The sequence below is a fragment of the Pseudomonas atacamensis genome, from assembly GCF_017167965.1.
Lineage (GTDB): Bacteria > Pseudomonadota > Gammaproteobacteria > Pseudomonadales > Pseudomonadaceae > Aquipseudomonas > Aquipseudomonas atacamensis.
Genome location: NZ_CP070503.1, coordinates 988,586 through 1,008,965 on the forward strand (window position 1 = coordinate 988,586; position 20,380 = coordinate 1,008,965).

General features: G+C 60.0%; 15 protein-coding genes. 5 read left to right on the forward strand and 10 right to left on the reverse strand.

All coding sequences use genetic code 11. The features are described 5' to 3' along the window. The first annotated feature begins 52 nt into the window (after positions 1–52). The 3 genes from JWU58_RS04600 (at position 53) to yjiA (ending at position 3,465) form a co-directional block, all read left to right on the forward strand. On the forward strand, positions 53–2,119 hold the full coding sequence (locus JWU58_RS04600) for a carbon starvation CstA family protein (protein ID WP_016773099.1): 2,067 nt from the start codon (positions 53–55) through the stop codon (positions 2,117–2,119). A 15-nt stretch (positions 2,120–2,134) separates the two neighbouring features. Then, positions 2,135–2,332, forward strand: a complete 198-nt coding sequence (locus tag JWU58_RS04605; RefSeq protein WP_003228401.1) for a YbdD/YjiX family protein — start codon at positions 2,135–2,137, stop codon at positions 2,330–2,332. 161 nt (positions 2,333–2,493) lie between these two features. Continuing rightward, positions 2,494–3,465, forward strand: coding sequence for a GTPase (gene yjiA, locus JWU58_RS04610; protein WP_206421535.1), 972 nt, complete (start codon positions 2,494–2,496; stop codon positions 3,463–3,465). A 116-nt stretch (positions 3,466–3,581) separates the two neighbouring features. Here the strand turns inward: yjiA and JWU58_RS04615 are convergent, their stop codons facing one another. The 6 genes from JWU58_RS04615 to morA form a co-directional block, all read right to left on the reverse strand. Next, positions 3,582–4,286, reverse strand: a complete 705-nt coding sequence (locus JWU58_RS04615) for a GntR family transcriptional regulator (RefSeq protein WP_206421536.1) — start codon at positions 4,284–4,286, stop codon at positions 3,582–3,584. An 18-nt stretch (positions 4,287–4,304) separates the two neighbouring features. Then, positions 4,305–5,009 (reverse strand): FadR/GntR family transcriptional regulator, encoded by a 705-nt coding sequence (locus tag JWU58_RS04620; RefSeq protein WP_016773102.1) that lies wholly within the window; start codon positions 5,007–5,009, stop codon positions 4,305–4,307. A gap of 49 nt (positions 5,010–5,058) precedes the next feature. Further along, positions 5,059–6,372 (reverse strand): C4-dicarboxylate transporter DctA, encoded by a 1,314-nt coding sequence (locus JWU58_RS04625; RefSeq protein WP_110603140.1) that lies wholly within the window; start codon positions 6,370–6,372, stop codon positions 5,059–5,061. A 239-nt stretch (positions 6,373–6,611) separates the two neighbouring features. Then, a complete protein-coding gene (locus tag JWU58_RS04630; RefSeq protein WP_241196150.1) occupies positions 6,612–7,175 on the reverse strand; it encodes a hypothetical protein in 564 nt (187 codons plus the stop codon). Positions 7,176–7,395: 220 nt separating this feature from the next. Beyond that, positions 7,396–8,649, reverse strand: coding sequence for a serine hydroxymethyltransferase (gene glyA, locus JWU58_RS04635; protein WP_206421538.1), 1,254 nt, complete (start codon positions 8,647–8,649; stop codon positions 7,396–7,398). A gap of 220 nt (positions 8,650–8,869) precedes the next feature. Then, entirely contained in the window at positions 8,870–12,718 is a 3,849-nt protein-coding gene (morA, locus tag JWU58_RS04640; RefSeq protein ID WP_206421539.1) for a cyclic di-GMP receptor MorA, read from the reverse strand. Positions 12,719–13,005: 287 nt separating this feature from the next. On the opposite strand from morA, the gene ettA reads away from it, so the two are divergent. Beyond that, on the forward strand, positions 13,006–14,670 hold the full coding sequence (gene ettA, locus JWU58_RS04645) for an energy-dependent translational throttle protein EttA (protein ID WP_016773108.1): 1,665 nt from the start codon (positions 13,006–13,008) through the stop codon (positions 14,668–14,670). Positions 14,671–15,021: 351 nt separating this feature from the next. Then, positions 15,022–16,359, forward strand: coding sequence for an NADP-specific glutamate dehydrogenase (gene gdhA, locus JWU58_RS04650; protein WP_206421540.1), 1,338 nt, complete (start codon positions 15,022–15,024; stop codon positions 16,357–16,359). Here the strand turns inward: gdhA and JWU58_RS04655 are convergent. The 4 genes from JWU58_RS04655 to JWU58_RS04670 all read right to left on the reverse strand — a co-directional run bounded on the left by JWU58_RS04655 (position 16,356) and on the right by JWU58_RS04670 (position 20,081). Next, positions 16,356–16,850, reverse strand: coding sequence for a GreA/GreB family elongation factor (locus JWU58_RS04655; RefSeq protein WP_039761720.1), 495 nt, complete (start codon positions 16,848–16,850; stop codon positions 16,356–16,358). The two genes, gdhA and JWU58_RS04655, sit on opposite strands and share 4 nt — an antisense overlap. Positions 16,851–16,920: 70 nt before the next feature. After that, complete coding sequence (locus tag JWU58_RS04660; protein WP_206422161.1) at positions 16,921–17,277, reverse strand: hypothetical protein; 357 nt, start codon at positions 17,275–17,277, stop codon at positions 16,921–16,923. 219 nt (positions 17,278–17,496) lie between these two features. Continuing rightward, complete coding sequence (locus JWU58_RS04665; protein ID WP_206421541.1) at positions 17,497–19,350, reverse strand: Lnb N-terminal periplasmic domain-containing protein; 1,854 nt, start codon at positions 19,348–19,350, stop codon at positions 17,497–17,499. 242 nt (positions 19,351–19,592) lie between these two features. After that, a complete protein-coding gene (locus tag JWU58_RS04670) occupies positions 19,593–20,081 on the reverse strand; it encodes a DUF3015 domain-containing protein (protein ID WP_016773112.1) in 489 nt (162 codons plus the stop codon). Positions 20,082–20,380: the final 299 nt, after the last annotated feature.

A 20,380-nucleotide genomic window follows, 5' to 3' on the forward strand; every position in this document is an offset into this window, starting at 1 on the left:
CGCTAAACTCGGGGTGGCTGTCTTTCTTGTCCACCCTGGCTGGAATAATAAAATGAAAAATAATAATAGCCTGCTGCGCCACTTACCCTGGCTCGTGCTGGCAATCGTAGGAGCGTGCGCCCTTGGCGTAGTGGCATTGCGCCGCGGCGAGGCGATCAACGCCTTGTGGATTGTGGTCGCTGCCGTGGCCATTTATCTGGTTGCGTACCGTTACTACAGTCTGTTCATCGCCAACAACGTGATGCAACTGGATCCGCGTCGGGCCACCCCCGCCGTGCTCAACAACGATGGTCTGGACTATGTGCCGACCAACAAACACATTCTTTTCGGTCACCACTTCGCGGCCATCGCTGGCGCGGGGCCACTGGTCGGTCCGGTGCTGGCGGCGCAGATGGGGTATCTGCCCGGCACACTCTGGCTGATAGCCGGTGTGGTGCTGGCGGGCGCGGTGCAGGACTTCATGGTCCTGTTCATGTCGACCCGACGCAACGGCCGTTCCCTGGGCGACATGGTGCGTGAAGAGATGGGCCGGATTCCCGGAACCATTGCACTGTTCGGCTGCTTCCTGATCATGATCATCATCCTCGCGGTGCTGGCGCTGATCGTGGTCAAGGCCCTCGCCGAGAGCCCGTGGGGCATCTTCACCGTGATGGCGACCATCCCGATCGCGATGTTCATGGGCATCTACATGCGCTACATCCGCCCGGGCCGCATCGGCGAAATCTCCGTGGTCGGTGTGTTGCTGCTGCTCGGCTCGATCTGGCTGGGCGGGCAGATCGCTGCCGATCCGGTATGGGCCAAAGCCTTTACCTTCACCGGTGTGCAGATTACCTGGATGCTGGTCGGTTACGGTTTTGTCGCCGCGTCGCTGCCGGTCTGGCTGATTCTGGCGCCACGTGACTATCTGTCGACCTTCCTCAAGATCGGCACCATCGTCGCCCTGGCGATCGGCATCCTGATCACCATGCCCGAGCTGAAAATGCCGGCGTTGACCCAGTTCGTCGACGGCACCGGGCCGGTGTGGAAGGGCGGTCTGTTCCCGTTCCTGTTCATCACCATCGCCTGCGGCGCGGTATCGGGTTTCCACGCACTGATCTCGTCGGGCACGACGCCGAAGCTTTTGGATAACGAAACCAACGCCCGCTACATCGGTTACGGCGGCATGCTGATGGAATCGTTCGTGGCGATCATGGCCATGGTTGCCGCTTCGGTGATCGAGCCAGGCGTGTACTTCGCCATGAACAGCCCGGCCGCAGTTGTCGGCAGTGACGTCGCTTCGGTGGCGCAGGTTGTCACCAGTTGGGGCTTTGCGATTACGCCGGAAGCGCTGCAAGCGGTTGCCCATGACATCGGCGAAACCACCATTCTGGCTCGCGCCGGTGGTGCGCCGACCCTGGCGGTCGGTATCGCACAGATCCTACACAGTGTCCTGCCGGGTGAAAACACCATGGCGTTCTGGTACCACTTCGCGATCCTGTTCGAAGCGCTGTTCATCCTCACCGCTGTGGACGCCGGCACCCGTGCCGGACGCTTCATGCTGCAGGACCTGCTCGGCTCCTTCGTACCGGCGCTCAAACGCACCGAATCGTGGGGCGCCAACCTGATCGCCACCGCCGGTTGTGTGGCGATGTGGGGCTGGTTGCTGTATCAGGGCGTGATCGATCCACTGGGCGGCATCAACACCCTGTGGCCATTGTTCGGCATCTCCAACCAGATGCTCGCCGGCATCGCGCTGATGCTCGGCACCGTGGTCCTGATCAAGATGAAGCGCCAGCGCTATATCTGGGTCACCCTGTTGCCAGCCACCTGGCTGTTGATCTGCACCACTACTGCTGGCTTCATCAAGCTGTTCGACGCCAACCCGGCGATCGGCTTCCTGTCCCTGGCCAAGAAGTACAGCGATGCGCTGGCCAACGGTCAGGTGCTGGCGCCGGCGAAGAGCGTCGAGCAGATGCAGCACGTGATCTTCAACGCCTACACCAACGCCACACTCACCGCGCTGTTCCTGTTCGTGGTGTTCAGCATCCTGTTCTATGCGCTCAAGGTTGGCATTGCCGCCTGGGGAAAAAAAGAGCGTACGGATAAAGAATCGCCATTCCAGGCCCTGCCGGATGCGTAACCAGAGGATTGCAGCATGTTCAATGACCTGAGTCGCCTCGGTAAATACCTCGGTCAGGCCGCACGCCTGATGGTCGGCATGCCCGACTACGACACCTACGTCGAGCATATGCAAACCAAACACCCGGACAAGCCGGTGATGAGCTACGAGATGTTCTTTCGCGAACGTCAGGAAGCCCGTTACGGTGGCAAGGGTGGGCCGAAGTGCTGTTGAGCTGACAGCATCAGGTTGAGGTAATCCCCTGTGGGAGCGAGCCTGCTCGCGAATACGGAGTGTCAGTTGATGAATGATTTGACTGATACACCGCTTTCGCGAGCAGGCTCGCTCCCACATTTGTTTTTGTGTTGTTCATTTATTTTTGAAGGAGAAAGCGTTTGTCATCTCCCATTCCGGTAACGGTCCTCAGCGGTTTCCTCGGCGCCGGCAAGACCACCTTGCTGCGTCATTTATTGAAAGCCGAGCACGGCCTGAAAATCGCCGTGATCGAAAACGAATTCAGCGACGCCGGCATCGACACTCAGTTACTGGGTGACGAGCCGGTGCAAGTCATGACCCTGGCCAACGGCTGCGTCTGCTGCACCATTCACACCGACTTGACCAAGGCGCTGTATTTGCTGCTCGAGCGCCTGGACAGTGGCGAGATCGCCTTCGATCGTCTGGTGATCGAGTGCACCGGTCTGGCTGATCCGGCGCCGGTGGCGCAGACGTTCTTCATCGATGAAGAACTGCGCGAGCGTTACCTGCTCGACGGCATCATCACCCTGGTTGACGCCGCTCACGCCGACGTGCACCTGACCCAGACCATCGCCCAGGCGCAGATCGGTTTCGCCGATCGCTTGCTGGTGAGCAAGACCGACCTGGTCGATGAGGCGACGTTCACTGCGCTGAGCGAACGTCTCACGCGAATCAACCGCCGCGCGCCGATCCGCGTGGTCGAGCATGGCAATATCGATCTGGCTGAATTGCTGGATGTGCGTGGTTTCAACCTCAATGCTGACCTGGGCGGCGGTCTGAGCCTTCGTCCGGTGAGCAAGGCGCCGTCGATCGATCGCATCTCCAGCCTGGTGCTGCGCACCGATCAGGCGCTGGATATCGATCAGCTCAGCGAATTCATGAACGAGTTGCTGGAAGAGCACGGCAAGCAATTGCTGCGCTACAAAGGCGTGCTGAACATTGCCGGCGAAGATCGGCGGTTGGTATTTCAGGGTGTGCTGAAACTCTATGGTTTCGACTGGGACACCGAATGGGCCGAGGGCGAGGCGCGGGAGAGTGTGATCGTGTTTATTGCCGATGATTTGCCGGAAGAGAAGATTCGGGTGGGGTTTGCCAGGGTTGCTTCTGCCTGATGGATCTTGGTTGTCAGTGATGGCGTCTTCGCGAGCAAGCTCGCTCCCACAGGAGACCGTATTCCGTCCAGAGAAATGCGGTCAACTGTGGGAGCAAGCCTGCTCGCGAAGGCGGTCTAACCGACAGCACAATGCTCAAGGTCTGGACCGAGCAGTGTCTGCTCAAGATGATCCAGATGCCGATCCATCAACATGCCGGCCTTGGAAACATCACCTCGCTCCACAATCTCAACCAACGCCAAATGCTCCTGCCATGCGCAACAACTGCGCGTCGGGCTCTGACTCCGCGCAATCGCCAACGACGTCAACGGCACCAGACTGCGCAGAAAATGCGCCAGCGGCAGATTTCCCGCCATCCGTGCCAACTGCAGATGAAACTCCCCCGACAACCGAATCGCCGCCCCGCGCCGATCCTGCTCGATGGCGCGCTTCTCGCGCTCTATCAACGTGCGCAAGCATTTCAGATCGTCTGGCTGCGGACGCTGACAGGCCAACCGCACCAAGGTGTGCTCAGCCAGCCGTCGCGCATGCAAGGTCTGCCGGATCAGCTCCCGATCAGGCGCGGCCACTCGTGGTCGATGATTGGCGCGCAATACCACGATCTGCTCGTGGGACAACTGCGTCAGCACCCGTCGTACATCGGCGCGGCCGGCGCCGAACATCGTTTGCAGACTGTCCTCGGTGAACCGGCTGTCTTCATCGATACGCTGCTCGAGAATCGCGTCGAACAGTCGCGGATACAGATCTTCCGTCGGCGTGCCGAGCCGAGAGACGGGCAGGGCGGCCGAATTGGCATGCGAGGCTGAAGCAAAACTGTTCATGGCCGTTCTCCTGGCAAATCAGGTGGGCAAGTTGTCGTCCGGAATATTCAGCTCAACGCCCATGCGCTGGCCTTCGCGCAGAATGTGCCGACGCATTTCGGCGCTGGCCTGAGCGCTGTTCTTGCTGCGGATCGCGCGGACTACCGCTTCGTTTTCTTCCAGGCGTTCGGCCAGATGTTCCGGGGAATTGCGCAATACCTCGGCGCTTTGCTTGAGGGCGTTGCTGGTCTGCTGTACCACGCTCTGGAAAATCGGGTTCGAGGTCAGCGTGAACAGTTCTTCGTGGAAAGCGATGTAGGCACTGACTCCGGCCTCACTGTCACCGGCCTCGAGGGCTTCGCGCATGTCCATCAGGGTCAGGCGCAATTGGCCGACTTCCTTGCTGCTGATCGATTGCGCGACCAGCCCGACGATGAACGGCTCAAGGGTGTAGCGCAGTTGCAGCACGTCTTCGAGACTGGCGCCGGCGACTGCGCTGTCGTGGCTCTGGCTGTCGCTGAGTTGTGCGTCGAGCACGACTACGCCTTTGCCCGGCATCGAGCGCACCAGGCCGAGGGTTTCGAGGACGATCACCGCTTCGCGCAGGCTGGGCCGGCTGATGCCCAGCTGTTCGGCCAGTTCGCGCTGGCCCGGCAGCATGTCGCCGGAGCGCCATTGGCCACGGGCCAACGCGGCGCGGAGTTTTTCCACCACTGAATTGACGACGGTTGAAGTTGTAATCACGTATTGGCTCCCTGCGCCGTGCCTGCATATTGGCAGGCACGGCACTCATTCAGAATTCTTTGGCCGCCGCCTGAGCGACGGTTTTTCGCGGTTGAAAGTTATAGCCCTGCTCACCGTTGAGCACCTTGTTCGCGCGCTGTACATCGATGTCCTTTTCCCAGCGGGCGATGGCCACGGTGGCGACGCAGTTGCCGATCAGATTGGTCAGCGCGCGGCCGATGCCCATGAACCAGTCCACCGCCAACACCAGCACCAGACCGACTACGGGAATCGCCGGGATCGCCGTCAGCGTCGCGGCGAGAATCACCAGCGCCGAACCGGGAATGCCGTGGGCGCCTTTGGAGGTGATCAGCGACACCAGCAGAATCGTCAGCAAGTCGGTCATCGCCAGCGGTGTGCCGGTGGCGTTGGCGATGAACACGATGGCCAGGGTCAGGTAGATCGAGAAACCGTCGAGGTTGAACGAGTACCCGGTCGGGATCACCAGACCGACCGTCGAACTGCCGATACCGAGGTGTTCGAGCTTGCGCATGATCTGCGGCAGCACGGCGTCGGAAGAGGCGGTGCCCATGACGATCAGCAGTTCTTCCCGCAGGTACTTGAGCAGCGGCCACATGCGCAGACCGGAAACGCGCATCACCAGACCGAGGATCAGCGCGACGAAGGCGACGCAGGTCAGGTAGAACAGACCGACCAGACTGCCCAGGTGCTGCAGCGAGTCGAGACCGTATTTGCTGGTGGTGAAGGCGATGGCACCGAACACGCCGATCGGCGCCAGACGCACGATCATGCCCATGATGCGGAAGATCACGTGGCTGAGTTCGTTGATCAATCGCGAAATCCCGGAAGCGGCTTCGCCAACCAGATTCAGCGCACTGCCGAACAGCACCGAGAACAGCAGCACTTGCAGAATATTGTTGTCAGCGAAGGCGCCGATCACCGAGGTCGGGATCAGGTCCATCAGAAATTGCGTGGTGGTGTGCATGTGCTGGCCGCGCTCGGCGAGGTCGCCCATGTCGGCGCTGGAGAGCTGCTCCAGATGAATATTCGCGCCGCTGCCGATCCCGGTGCTGAAGGCGAACACCAGACCGATCACCAGAGCGATGGTGGTCAGCACTTCGAAATAAATCACCGACTTCAGGCCGATGCGCCCGACCTTTTTCAGATCGCCCGCGCCGCTGATGCCGCTGACCACCACGCAGAACACGATCAGGCCAATGAGCATCTTGATCAGTTTGATGAAGCCATCGCCGAGCGGTTTGAGCTGGGCCGAGTATTCAGGAAGGGTCAGCCCGCAGACGATGCCGAGCATCAGTCCGAGAACCACTTGGAGGAAGATAGAACGCGAGCACCATCTGAGCATGGGAGAAATCCTGGGTCGGTGTCCTGGCTGCCGTACGCGTGGCGCAGCGGATTCAGGACTTAATTATTGTGGTCTTACCGGTATGTCCAGTGCAGGCGCAGTCTAGGCGCAGGTTTTCGTGGATCGCAAGGAGAAATTCGAAAATTGGCATGACCGGTCTTACCAGTTGTCTGGATGGCCCGGTCTTGAGCATTTGAGAAAAATCGGCGGCTATGCCTTTTTTCTGCGCGGGGTGTGAGTCACGTTTTGATGTTTGGTACATGCCTTTCGACGATGCTCAGGATGAAAATGATCTTTGAACGTTCTTCGGTTTTGCCCAGATAGACGTAAGGCAGACTTGTGATTTTTATACCGCCCAGATAGGCATGATTTTTCAGTTTGAGAGAAACAGCTGTATGTACACCCGTTAAGTTGTCCAGCGTAATAGCGGTGCCGCTATGGTCGACAAGAATAAACGTGGTCAAGCTGTCAGTGTCTGGCTTGACGGCCTCGACGGTGTCCAGCCAGTGATTGCTGATCACCTGATTGAAATAGTTGCCCTGGTTTTTCACGGTGAGGATGTAGCCGTCAGGGGTATGACCGAAATGCAGCTTCAACGGTTTTATCCGGCCGCTCTGCTCGTTGCTCCGGATGCCGAGCAGGTGAGACTGATCCCGTGTTTGCGGGCGTCCGGTATAGAAACCGCCGCTGAACAGACTGATGGTAGCCATCGCCGGTTTGCCGTACAGCTGTTCAAGAAAGCCGACCCTGTGGTCGAACATTCTCAGCGTTGCGATGAAAGATTTTTCGATATTGCTCGTCATGATGAAATCCATTTATCAAGTCGGGTTTCAGACTAAGCGGTTTTCATTTATGGCGGTTTGCATGTGTGTTGCAAGAGTTTGGTTTGAACAACGAGATGAACAATCCTGCTGGACGGGATTAGCAGGTTGCTGCTTTATTCGGGTGGTATTTTTTTATTGAATTTATGGCAATAAAAAACCGGCCATCGTGACCGGTTTTTTATTGCGGATTAACGATGCATCAAGCGCCGTACACCGGCAGTTTCTTGCAGATGGCTTTGACTTGCTCGCGAACGGCGTCGATCACCGCTTCGTTGTTCAAGTCAGCCAGGATGTCGCAGATCCAGCCGGCCAGCTCTTTGCACTCGGCCTCTTTGAAACCGCGAGTGGTCACAGCCGGAGTACCGAAGCGCAGGCCGGAGGTGACGAACGGCGAGCGTGGATCGTTAGGCACGGAGTTCTTGTTCACGGTGATGAACGCTTTGCCCAGAGCGGCGTCGGCATCTTTACCGGAGATGTCCTGCTTGATCAGCGACAGCAGGAACAGGTGGTTTTCAGTACCGCCCGATACCACGTCGAAACCGCGTGCGATGAACACTTCGGCCATAGCCTTGGCGTTCTTCACCACTTGTTGCTGGTAAGCCTTGAACTCAGGCTGCAGCGCTTCCTTGAAGCAGATCGCCTTGGCCGCGATCACGTGCTCCAGCGGGCCACCCTGGGCGCCCGGGAATACTGCGGAGTTGAGCTTCTTCTCGATCTCGGCGTTCGCTTTGGCCAGGATCAGACCGCCACGTGGACCGCGCAGGGTCTTGTGCGTGGTGGTGGTCACGACGTCGGCGAACGGCACCGGGTTCGGATAGACACCAGCGGCAACCAGACCGGCGACGTGAGCCATGTCGACGAACAGGTAAGCGCCGACCTTGTCAGCGATCTCGCGGAAGCGCGGGAAGTCGAGAATCTGCGAGTAGGCCGAGAAACCGGCAACGATCATTTTCGGCTTGTGCTCGACCGCCAGGCGCTCGACTTCGTCGTAGTCGATCAGGCCGTTGGCATCGATACCGTATTGAACGGCGTTGTACAGCTTGCCCGAGGAGGAAACGCTGGCGCCGTGGGTCAGGTGACCGCCGTGGGCCAGGCTCATGCCCAGAATGGTGTCGCCACCTTGCAGCAAAGCCAGGTAAACAGCGGCGTTGGCCTGGGAACCGGCGTGCGGTTGAACGTTGGCGTAATCGGCCCCGAACAGTTCCTTGGCGCGGTCGATGGCCAGTTGCTCAACCACGTCCACATATTCGCAACCACCGTAGTAACGCTTGCCCGGATAGCCTTCGGCGTACTTGTTGGTCAGGACCGAGCCTTGAGCTTCCATCACCGCTGGGCTGGTGTAGTTTTCCGAAGCGATCAGCTCAATGTGTTCTTCCTGACGCTGAGCTTCTTGCTCCATGGCGGCAAAAAGGTCGGCGTCGTACTTGGCAATAGTCAAATCACGGCTGAACATGGCGGTCCTCAAGGATCGGGGGGCAGAAAAGGGGGGCATTCTAACCCAACCGCTTTTAGAAGGGCTATGAAACACAGTCAGGTTGTGGATAAGCGGGCTTCAAGCTGCAAGCTACAAGCTACAAGTCAAAAGCGCTTCGGCTTCCACTTGCAGCTTGCAGCTAACCTCTAGCAGCTCCTCTTCATGTTCAACTGACCTGAGCCGCCCGAAGCGGCTCAGGTCAGTCGAACATGAAGAGCGCGTCGTTACAGAACTGCGCTTCAAACCGTCCCGCCGGCATCGGCCGGCCGAACAGATATCCCTGCACCTCATCGCAGCCATGCTCACGCAGGAAGTCCAGTTGCTCATGGGTTTCCACACCCTCGGCGATTACCGCCAGGTTCAGGCTGTGGGCCATGGCGATGATCGCCCGGGCGATCTGCGCGTCCTGTTCCCCGGACGGCAGGCCGTCGACGAAAGTACGGTCGATCTTCAGCACGTCGATCGGGAATTGCTTGAGGTAGTTGAGCGATGAATAACCGGTGCCGAAGTCATCGACCGCGATGCTCAGGCCGAGGTTCTTCAGCCCGGCAAGAATCTGCATCGCCTCGCTGACCTCGCGCATCAGGATGCTTTCGGTCAGTTCCAGCTCAAGACACGCCGGCGGCAGGCCGGTTTCGCGCAGGATCGTCGCGATTCGCGTGCCCAACTGGCCGTCGGAGAACTGCCGTGCGGAAATGTTCACCGACACCTTCGGCACCCGCACCCGTTGCTGGTGCCAGGTTTTCAGCTGACGACAGGCCTCGCTGATGACCCAGTCGCCAACGTCCACCACCAGGCCGAGCTCTTCCAGCACCGGAATGAAATCCCCCGGCGGCACCAGCCCACGACGCGGATGGCGCCAGCGCAGCAGCGCTTCGGCGCCGGTCAGGCGCTTGCCGTCGCCACTGAACTGCGGCTGGTAATACAGGACGAATTCGTTCTGCTCCAGCGCATGGCGCAAATCGCTTTCCAGTTCCAGACGCTCCAGCGCACTGGCGTTCATGTCGGCCTGATAGAACTGGAAGTTGTTCTTGCCGCGTTCCTTGGCGTGGTACATCGCCGTGTCGGCGTTCTTCATCAACTGGCTGAGTTCGTTGCCGTCCTGCGGACTCAGGGCGATGCCGATACTGGCGGTGACGAAGAACTCGCGGCCCTCGAGCACGAACGGCCGCACCAGGCTGGCGAGAATCTGCTCGGCCACGTGAATCGCCCGGTTCAGCGCCAATTCTCGGTTGGAGCGATGCTGCAGCAGCAGGGTGAATTCGTCGCCACCCATGCGCGCGACGGTGTCGTCGTCATCGACGCAGGCCAGCAGGCGCGTGGCCATGTCCTTGAGCATGCGGTCGCCGGCGGCGTGGCCGAGGGAGTCGTTGATCGGTTTGAAACGGTCGAGGTCGAGGAACATCAGCACCACCCACGACTTCTGCCGTTCGGCCGCTTGCAGCGCGGTGTGCAGACGATCCTGGAACAGCGTGCGGTTCGGCAAATGGGTGAGGGCATCGTAATAGGCGAGGCGGTGGATGCGCTGCTCGCTGGCCTTGCGCTCGCTGATGTCGCTGAAGAAACACACATAGCTGGCCAGATCGCCCTCATCGTCGAGCACGGCAGTAATGCCGACCCACGCCGGGTAATGTTCGCCGTTACGGCGCTTCATCCACACTTCGCCTTCCCAGGTGCTGTGCTCGTGCAACTGCTTGAGCACGTAGCGCAAGTGCGCGTCCTGCTGCTCGTCGACGGTGAGCATGTTCGGCAACTGGTCGAGCACTTCGCCGACGCTGTAGCCGCTGACCCGACTGAACGCTTCGTTGGCCTGGACGATGTAGCCGGCCGGGTCGGTGATCAGGATCGCCGAAGTCGAGTGCTCGAATACCGTGGCGGCCATGCGCAGATCTTTTTCGGCACGGCGCTGCTGGCTGATATCGCGGCCGACGCCGAGCACGCCTTCGAACGCGCCGTGTTCGTCCCACACCAGCACCAGGCGCAGTTCAATCGGAATCTTGCGACCGTCGGCGCGCAGGCAATCGAAGAGGAACAGCTGCGTTTGCACCTGACTGCGCAGCAATGCCAGTTGCTCGGGCTTGTCCAGCGCCTTGCTGACGCGGTCCATCAGCACATGAATGCCGTTCAGTTGCCCGGGATTGGCGATGATCGATTGCCAGCCGTTCTGGAAAATCCAATCGGCGTTGTAACCGAGCACCGCCTGCACCGACGGGCTGACGTAGTTCAGCGAGAGCTTGCTGTCGGTGGAGAAAATCACGTCGCTGATGCTCTCGGCGAGCATGCGGTAGCGCTGCTCGCTGTCACGCAGCGATTCGCTGGCCTCGATCTGTTCGGTGATGTCCTTGGCCACGCCGATGATCCGCGTGACCTGATCGTGCTTGTCCCGTGCCAGCGCCTGTTCACGGATGTCGAAGCGCCGCCACTTGCCGTCGCGATGGCGGAAGCGCAATTGGCATTGCAACAATTGGCTGTAACCGGCGTGACGCTGCAACTGCCGCGAGCGATGGTAATAGTCGGCGTCTTCCGGATGCAGAAGGATTTCCCAGAAGTACTCGCCCATCTGATGCAGTTCAGTGCGGTTGTAGCCCAGGGTCTGGCCGAGGTGGTGGTTGCTGAAAATCATCCGCTGGCTGATCACGTCCTGCACATACAGATGATCGGGCACGGTGCGCACCACATCCGACCAGAAACCTTCACGCTCCAGCAGCGACAGTTCGATCAGCTTGCGGCTGGTGATGTCGTTGATGCTGAGGATCACCGCTTTATAGTCGTGCTGCTCCCTCGGCAGGCGCAAAACCATCCACAGATGCTGGTCGCGACCGTTGCTGTTGGGCAGTTTGATTTCCAGTTCCAGCTGTTTCTGCTGCTGCAGGACGGCGTCGAGGATCTGCTGACCGATCGCGCACTGCGGATGGCGCTGGCCATCGATCAGCAGTTGCCAGGCATCGTCGCAGGAGTGCACATCGAGCAGTTGCAGGGCGACCTGATTGACTTCGGTGACGCGCATTTCCGCGAGCAAATGCTGGCGCTGCTGCGGTTGGTCGAGCCAGGCCTTGAGCTGGTCACTGGTCTGGATCTGCGCCTTGTCGAACATCTGCTTGAGGCCGGACAGGTCAAGCACGCACAAGGCCACGCCGGTGCCTTCGAAAATATCCTGATAACGCCGCCGGCCTTCATGCACCTGGCGCTGACGCCGACGCATGTTCAGCAGCGCGATCACCGGCAACATCGAGAACGCCAGGCCGAGCAGGCATTTGCCGATGAACGCCGGCAGCAACTCTTCCAGTACGCGCTGGCGGTCGAACAGCCCGCGCAATTGCCAGTCGCTGCTGCTCAGCGGCACGGTCAGCACGGTGTTGGCGACATCGTCGGGCGTCAGCCCGCCAGCCTTGACCGAGGGCAGCCCGGCGTCGCGGCTGATGATCTGGTGATTGAGGCGGTTTTCCACCAGCCATAACGGGCGCAGGGCGGTGGCGTCCTGTTTGGTCAGCGAGTCGAAGAAGGTTGGCGTCAGGCGCAAGGCCCAGTAACCGCGACTGCTGCCGCTGGCCTGATGCAGTAGCAGATGCACCACCGAGCCGTCATCGGCATTGCTGAAGTAATGCGCCTGGACACGGCTGCGGCGCACCAGTTCGGTCAGGTAATCGGCGTCGGAACTGTCGGTGGCGCTGTCGCTGATGATCCGGCCGGAGGGCGAGAGCAGGGCCATGCTGCGCAGGTCGGGCAGTGAGCGTTGCAATTTGCGCAGAAGCATCTGCTGTTCGTCGGCAGTTTGCGGTTGTTCGACGATCGGTAGCAGATTGAGGGCGATTTGCGCATTCAGCGCCATGTTCAGGCTGACCTGGGCGGCGAGGTCGGCGGTGTAGTCGATGGTGTATTGGCGCTGATTTTTCTGAGTTTCGCGCAATTGATCGAGCAGTTGCCAGAACAGCAACGCGAGCAATAACAGCACGAGGGTGGCCAGCGCACCCTTTAATGTCCCGCGCAGGGGCGAGCCGGGCGCCGGTGGGGTGCTGCTCACAGAGGCTGGCGGAGTGACATTGGTCAAGCTGTGATCCTGCGATTTGGCTGGACTGGCGCGACGTGCACTATAAGCCGGACGCCCGAAGGGCGGCTAGCATGCCTTGACTCGTGGCGAAGTGCCAGCCCCTCTCGGCTGGACTGCCTTCCAGCATTAAGGTAGCTTTGCCGGTTAGACCGGGGGCGTTCCAGCCCCTACAATCAGACTTTTTCCAGCGCGCACGCATTGATCGCGATCAAGTGAACGACGCGCACAGTCTGGCCAGGCATCGCCTGCGCTCCAATCATTCATCTGTCACTGACCCAAGGTTCTCCATGGCTCAATACGTCTTCACCATGCATCGGCTGGGCAAAGTTGTTCCGCCGAAGCGGGAAATCCTCAAGAACATTTCGCTGTCCTTCTTCCCCGGCGCCAAGATCGGCGTGCTCGGCCTCAACGGTTCGGGTAAATCCACGCTGCTGAAAATCATGGCCGGCGTCGACACCGAGTTCGAAGGCGAAGCCCGTCCGATGCCGGACCTGAACATCGGTTACCTGCCGCAAGAGCCGCAGCTCGACCCTGCCAAGACCGTGCGTGAAGTGGTCGAGGAAGCGGTCAGCGTGATCAAGGATGCGCAAGCGCGTCTGGACGAGGTCTACGCGGCCTACGCCGACCCGGATGCCGACTTCGACAAGCTTGCTGCTGAACAGGCCAAGCTCGAAGCGATCCTGCAGGCCAGCGACGGCCACAACCTTGAGCGGCAGCTGGAAGTCGCCGCCGATGCGCTGCGTCTGCCAGCCTGGGACGCGAAAGTCGAACACCTGTCCGGTGGTGAAAAGCGCCGTGTCGCCCTGTGCCGCCTGCTGCTGTCCGCGCCAGACATGCTGCTGCTCGACGAACCGACCAACCACCTGGATGCTGATTCGGTGGCGTGGCTGGAGCATTTCCTCCACGACTTCCCGGGCACCGTGGTCGCGATCACGCACGACCGTTACTTCCTCGACAACGTCGCCGGCTGGATTCTGGAACTCGACCGCGGCGCGGGCATTCCTTACGAGGGCAACTATTCGGGCTGGCTCGAAGCCAAGTCCGATCGTCTGGCCCAGGAATCCAAGCAGCAGTCGGCTCACGAAAAAGCCATGAAAGAAGAACTGGAGTGGGTGCGCAAAGGCGCCAAGGCTCGCCAGTCGAAATCCAAGGCACGTCTGCAACGCTTCGAAGAAATGCAATCGCAGGAATTCCAGAAGCGCAGCGAAACCAACGAGATCTACATCCCGGCCGGTCCACGCCTGGGCGACAAGGTCATCGAATTCAAGAACGTCACCAAGGGCTACGGCGATCGCGTGCTGATCGACAACCTGTCGTTCTCCATGCCGAAGGGCGCCATCGTCGGCGTGATCGGCGGTAACGGTGCCGGTAAATCGACGCTGTTCCGCATGCTGATGGGCAAGGAAACTCCGGATTCGGGCAGCATCGAAATCGGTGAAACCGTGCAGCTGGCCTGCGTCGACCAGAGCCGCGAAGACCTCGATGGCAGCAAGACCGTGTTCCAGCAGATTTCCGACGGTTCCGACCAGATCCGCATCGGCAACTACGAGATCCCGTCGCGTACCTACGTCGGTCGCTTCAACTTCAAGGGCGGCGACCAGCAGAAGTTCGTCAAGGATCTGTCCGGCGGTGAGCGCGGTCGTCTGCACCTGGCGCTGACCCTGAAGGAGGGCGGCAACGTCCTGCTGCTCGACGAACCGTCCAACGACCTCGACGTGGAAACCCTGCGTTCGCTGGAAGAAGCCCTGCTGGACTTCCCTGGCGCCGCCATTGTGATCTCTCACGATCGGTGGTTCCTTGACCGTGTCGCCACGCACATTCTGGCGTACGAAGACGACTCACAAGCGGTGTTCTTCGAAGGCAACTACACCGAGTACGAAGCCGACCGCAAAAAGCGCCTCGGCGAAGCAGCGGCCCAGCCACACCGGGTACGTCACAAGAAACTGGCCTGATATCGGGTTGGTTGCAGAAAGAGCGGAGCCTTCGGGCTCCGTTTTTTTTGCCCTGGTTTTTTCCTGATATACCGAGTTGCGGCTTTCGCGAGCAGGCTCGCTCCCACAGGGGTAACGCATTCCAAATGTGGGAGCGAGCCTGCTCGCGAAGATGGTGTAGCTGTTGGTGCAAGTCTTGAATCTGTGCTCCCCGCTCAGGTGCAAAAACGGATCAAAAACCCCTTGGATTTATATCCTGTGCACCATTTAATTTCATAACTGCGACATTTTGCTCTGTTCCTGTGCGCAATTCGTTTGTTACAGTCCGGCCCAATCTCCTCCAACGACAATAAATTTGCCGAGACTTTGCCCATGATCGAATCCGTCGAATCCTTCCTTGCGCGCCTGAAAAAACGCGACCCGGATCAACCCGAATTCCATCAGGCTGTCGAAGAAGTCCTGCGCAGTCTGTGGCCGTTTCTTGAGGCCAATCCGCATTACCTGACTTCGGGGATTCTCGAACGCATCTGCGAGCCGGAGCGTGCGCTGGTGTTTCGGGTGTCGTGGGTCGACGATCAGGGCAAGGTCCAGGTCAATCGCGGCTTCCGTATCCAGATGAACAGCGCCATCGGCCCGTACAAGGGCGGCCTGCGCTTCCATCCGTCGGTGAACCTCGGCGTGCTGAAATTCCTCGCCTTCGAGCAGACCTTCAAGAACTCGCTGACCTCCCTGCCCATGGGCGGCGGCAAGGGCGGTTCCGACTTCGATCCGAAGGGCAAGAGCGACGCTGAAGTCATGCGCTTCTGCCAGGCGTTCATGAGCGAGCTGTATCGCCACATCGGTGCCGACGTCGACGTGCCGGCCGGTGACATCGGTGTCGGTGCGCGGGAGATCGGTTTCCTGTTTGGCCAGTACAAGCGCCTGAGCAACCAGTTCACCAGCGTCCTCACCGGCAAGGGCATGACTTACGGCGGCAGCCTGATTCGCCCGGAAGCCACCGGTTTCGGCTGCGTGTACTTCGCCGAAGAAATGCTCAAGCGCCGCGGGCAGAGCGTGGAAGGCAAGCGCGTGGCGATTTCCGGTTCCGGCAACGTCGCGCAGTACGCGGCGCGCAAGGTCATGGATCTGGGCGGCAAGGTGATTTCCCTGTCCGATTCCGAAGGCACGCTGTACTGCGAAGCAGGATTGAGAGAAGCACAGTGGCTGGCGCTGCTGGAGCTGAAAAACATCAAGCGCGGGCGCATCAGCGAACTGGCAAGCGCCCATGGTCTGGAATTCCGCGCCGGCCAACATCCGTGGTCGCTGCCGTGCGACATCGCGCTGCCCTGCGCGACGCAGAACGAACTCGACGCCGAAGCCGCGCGCACTCTACTGCGCAATGGCTGCGTCTGCGTGGCTGAAGGCGCGAACATGCCGACCACGCTGGAGGCTGTGGATATCTTTATCGAGGCCGGCATTCTGTTCGCTCCGGGCAAAGCGTCGAATGCCGGCGGTGTGGCCGTCAGCGGTCTGGAGATGTCGCAGAACGCCATGCGCCTGCTGTGGACGGCGGGCGAGGTCGACAGCAAGCTGCACGCGATCATGCAGTCGATCCACCACGCCTGCGTGCATTACGGCGAAGACAACGGTCAGGTCAATTACGTCAAAGGCGCGAACATTGCCGGCTTCGTCAAAGTCGCCGATGCGATGTTGGCGCAAGGCGTGGTTTAAGCCGGTTCGATGCGGATCACTTCGATCAGTTGATCGCCGGCAGGTCGCTGCCATAGCACTTCATCGTTGAGCCGGGCGCCGAGCAAGGCCCGGCCCAGCGGTGAGGCCCAGTTGATCAGGCCCTGACTGGCGTCGGCCTGATCCTCGCCGACCAGTTGCACGCGGTGTTCTGTGTCGTGTTCATCGGCAAAAGTCACCCAGCTACCGATTTGGACCTTGTCGGTGGAGGTCGCAGCGACTGCGACTTGGGCGCTGCTCAGGCGTTGAGTGAAATAGCGCAGATCCCGTTGCAGATCGGCCAGACGTTGCTTGTCGGCCTGCTCGCCCTTGGCCGTTTGCTCGGCGTGCAGGCTCTGCAACTCGATGACTTTCGCCTGCAACTGCGCCAGCCCTTGCGGGGTGACGTAGTTGGGCTGCGTGCTGACCTGACGTTCGACCGGCTGATCGGCCTGCGCGGCGGCGTTGTCTTCGTTGACGAATGCGCGACTCATGAAGTCCTCCTGTTAAAGGATTTGGGCCATGATTGCCGGCATTTGGTTTCAACGGATGTCTGCAAACGACCTATTGCGAGCGATAAGCCCGCCCGACGTCCTGGTCCTTCTGCTGCTGCCAGGAGCGTTCGCGTTCGTCCCAATGCTCGTTGCGATATTGCTCGCGATCCCTGTTTTCCAGCATCGCCTGACATTGGCGGAAGCCGTCGACCCAGCCGTCGGCGTATTGCTGATCCTTGAGATAGCGCGGCACGTTCTTGCGAAACTCACCGCTGATCGAGCCCGCCGCTTGCCGGCCGCTGACGCAACCGTCATCGAAACCGTCGGCGAAGGCCGGTGGATAACCTTTGGCGATCAAGTCTTCATGGGTGGTCTGGCAACCGCCCAGCGCCAATACAACGGCCAACAATCCCACGCACCGCCACATCGCACTCTCCCGCGCCGATACTCGGCTCATAAGGAAAGTCTAGAAGGCGATTCATGAGGCGGCTGTCGAAGGCCTGTGAAAAATCCATTGCACACCACAAAGCACCTGTGGGAGCGAGCCTGCTCGCGAAGGCGTCGTGTCAGGCAACACTACTATTGACTGAACCACCGCTTTCGCGAGCAGGCTCGCTCCCACAGGGAGATTTACACAGGCTCGGGATCAGTAGTGATACCACTTCACTTCCAGCATGACTTCCGTCTCGGGGCTGGCGAGCTGGCTGAATTCACGCTGCGCGCTCAGGCGCAAACCGAGGTTGCGCGACAGTTCCCACTGCTGATTCAGGCTCAGGCTGCGGCGCACTTCACCGTTGAAGAAGTAGTCGCCCTTGGCTTCCAGGCTCAGATTGCCCAGCGGGTTTTTCCATAGCACGCCGGTGTTGAAGCCACCGGCCGGGGAAACAAACTCGGCGAAGTCGTTGTTATGTTCCACGCGCACCGTGCCCAGCGCAAAGCCGAGCACGTCTTCGCCCAACTGCCACGTGCCGCCGCCGCCACCGTTGACATGGCTGACCAGCGTTTCGTCGTCATGCTTGCCCGGCACGCGCTCAAGGCCACCGGTGACTTGCCACGACAATGGTTGCAGCAGCTCGTTGCGCGGTGTCAGCGAACGAATGGTCGCCAGGTCCAGTTGCTGCAACTGCCAGTCATTGCCTTCGTACTGGCGCAGCTTCAGTTGCAGGATCTCGATCTGCGCGCCGAGGGGGAAGCTTTCGGCATTGTCATTGAGGTCGTGATAAGCCATGCGCAGGCCATATTCGCCGAACGCGCGATCGCCGCGCGTACCGAGGCCGGCCTGCCAGGTGCGGGACTCGTGGCCATCTTCGGGCAGACCGGGTCGCGGTATTTCCAGCTCCGGCGCCGGGTTCTTGTTGATCGCCCGCAGCAGTTCGAAACTGCGCTGCGCTCGTTGCGGGTCGCGCTCCTGACCATTGGCGCGGTAGCGCTCCAGACGATAGGCGGCATCGACAATCAACGCCTGACGTGCGCGCGGCAGGGCTTTGAACGTTGGCTCTTGCAGGACTTTTTGATCGGCGCTGACTTTCAGCACCCATTGCTGTTCGTCATCGCTCAAAGGCTCGGCGCGGCTGAGCAGTTCACGTTCGCGGGACGGGCGATATTCGATGTGCTCGACCAGCCCGGCCTCTTTCACCGCTTTGACAGTGTCGGTCGGGATCGCGGTCAGCGGGAATTGTTCGGTCAGGCGCAGGCTCGGCCGCGCCACTTGCAGCAGCTCCAGCAAGCGATACGAGCAGTTTTCGTCGAAGAAGAAATAGTCGAACTGGATCTGCTTGAGCTCCCACACATGTTCGACCATGCGTGCGGTTTCTTCCTGGGTCAGGTTGAGGCGGTATTCCCACAGATCGCGGTTTTCCAGGCTTCGGTATTCCGACAGTTTTTCCTGGTACGGCACCAGCGCGAACAGCCCCGGGTAGCCGCCCATCAAGCCTTTCCAGGCATACAGAATGCTGTTGTCCGAGCCTTCGATGTAGGCGCCGAAGTTGATCGCGTAGCTGAGCAGCGAGGTCTTGTCGGCCTGCACATCCGCCTGATCGATGCGCAGCAGGGTGTGGCCGAACATCGACGACGGGCTGTTGAGATACGCCGCCGGGAAAATCATCACCGCACTGTGCGGCGAGACGTCCTTGAACCATTGCTTGTATTCGGCGCATTCCGGCGTTGGCAGGTCAGCGAGATTGAGCTGCGCTTTCAGCCAGCGCGTGCGCGCGGGGTATACGCATTGTGCGTGTTGCTCGCCGAGGCTGGCCGGGGCGTACAGCGCCTGCACGGTGGCGGCCAGTTCGCGGTCCGGATGTTCATTGCCGTCGGGAGCGAGAAAGAACTTCTTGTCGCTGACATAGCTGCGCCAGCCGCCAAGCTTGGCGGTTTCGTAATGACCGAGGGAAATCCAGAAGCGGTCGTTGGCCAGTTGCTGCAAACGTTGAGGATCGATGTGAGGCGCGGCGGACAGCGGGGCGCAGACACAGAGCGCCAGCCAGGCAAGGCGTTTGAGCATAGGTGGCAACTTAAGTCGAAAGAAAACAAATCCCGGATCGGGGGTAATCACTGCACCCTGTGGCGAGGGGATTTATCCCCGCTGGGCTGCGAAGGGCCCCATAAGCTGTGTCACCAATGCATCGGATACATCGCATGCACAGGTTTTACGACTGCTTCGCAGCCGAACGGGGATAAATCCCCTCGCTACAGACCGTAGTCAAAATAAGACCCGCTTCCCGAAGGAAGCGGGCGGGGTCGAGCTTAAGCCTGAGTTGCGTACTTGGCCAGACGTGGGTCCGATTTCAGTACTGCCAGGGTGTTGGTATGCACGTCTTCAGCGGTCACGTCAGCTTTGCTGAAGATCTGCTGGAAGTGCTCGTGGGTCACTTGCGCGAAGTGCGCACGATCTTCCGGTGCTACGCCCAGGACCACGGCATAAGTGGTCAGCGCTTCGCCGTTGCCTTTGGCCATGTCTTCGGACAGCTCGTTCATCATGCCATTCATGGCGAACCAGGATTTGCCGCCATAAGTCAGGGACGCGTTGGTCGAGCAGCCGTTGGTGCCGGAGGTCATACCGAAGGTAGCGTTACCGGAAGTGCCGTTGGTGGTGGAAGCAAGGAAGTGCGCCGGGGTGCCACGCTGACCTTCGAACAGCATGTTGCCCCAACCGCAATCCGGGCCGCCCGGGGCTTGCGCCATTGCGTTGATGGATACAGCGGTGAAGAGAGTACCGAGAAGAATCCGTTTCATAGCTTTGTTCTCTTTATGTGCATACCAATGGACAGGGTTCTGGCCCTTCGCGCTCTGCCCGAGGACAAAGCCGAAAGTGTCAGTGGGCCGGTATTAGTTCCAGCCGCGCAGTTTGGAGTTTAGGCACGTTCCAGCGGTTCCGTGACTTTTTGCAAAATATTTGGAATAAACCTCTGATTTATCGGGACCCGTCGGCCGGACGCGCGCTTGTCTATGCTTTGTCATGTGGCGCGCCTTGCCAGTGGGGCACGGGCAGCGCCAGAATGCCGCTACCTGCCCCGCCTGATTGTTAAGGAAGC

Bases quoted from the DNA above. Each gene is read 5' to 3' on its own strand.
- JWU58_RS04600 (WP_016773099.1), top strand. From the start codon at position 53: ATGAAAAATAATAATAGCCTGCTGCGCCACTTACCCTGGCTCGTGCTG.
- JWU58_RS04605 (WP_003228401.1), top strand. From the start codon at position 2,135: ATGTTCAATGACCTGAGTCGCCTCGGTAAATACCTCGGTCAGGCCGCA.
- JWU58_RS04615 (WP_206421536.1), bottom strand. From the start codon at position 4,286: ATGAACAGTTTTGCTTCAGCCTCGCATGCCAATTCGGCCGCCCTGCCC.
- JWU58_RS04625 (WP_110603140.1), bottom strand. From the start codon at position 6,372: ATGCTCAGATGGTGCTCGCGTTCTATCTTCCTCCAAGTGGTTCTCGGA.
- JWU58_RS04630 (WP_241196150.1), bottom strand. From the start codon at position 7,175: ATGACGAGCAATATCGAAAAATCTTTCATCGCAACGCTGAGAATGTTC.
- glyA (WP_206421538.1), bottom strand. From the start codon at position 8,649: ATGTTCAGCCGTGATTTGACTATTGCCAAGTACGACGCCGACCTTTTT.
- ettA (WP_016773108.1), top strand. From the start codon at position 13,006: ATGGCTCAATACGTCTTCACCATGCATCGGCTGGGCAAAGTTGTTCCG.
- gdhA (WP_206421540.1), top strand. From the start codon at position 15,022: ATGATCGAATCCGTCGAATCCTTCCTTGCGCGCCTGAAAAAACGCGAC.
- JWU58_RS04655 (WP_039761720.1), bottom strand. From the start codon at position 16,850: ATGAGTCGCGCATTCGTCAACGAAGACAACGCCGCCGCGCAGGCCGAT.
- JWU58_RS04660 (WP_206422161.1), bottom strand. From the start codon at position 17,277: ATGTGGCGGTGCGTGGGATTGTTGGCCGTTGTATTGGCGCTGGGCGGT.
- JWU58_RS04665 (WP_206421541.1), bottom strand. From the start codon at position 19,350: ATGCTCAAACGCCTTGCCTGGCTGGCGCTCTGTGTCTGCGCCCCGCTG.
- JWU58_RS04670 (WP_016773112.1), bottom strand. From the start codon at position 20,081: ATGAAACGGATTCTTCTCGGTACTCTCTTCACCGCTGTATCCATCAAC.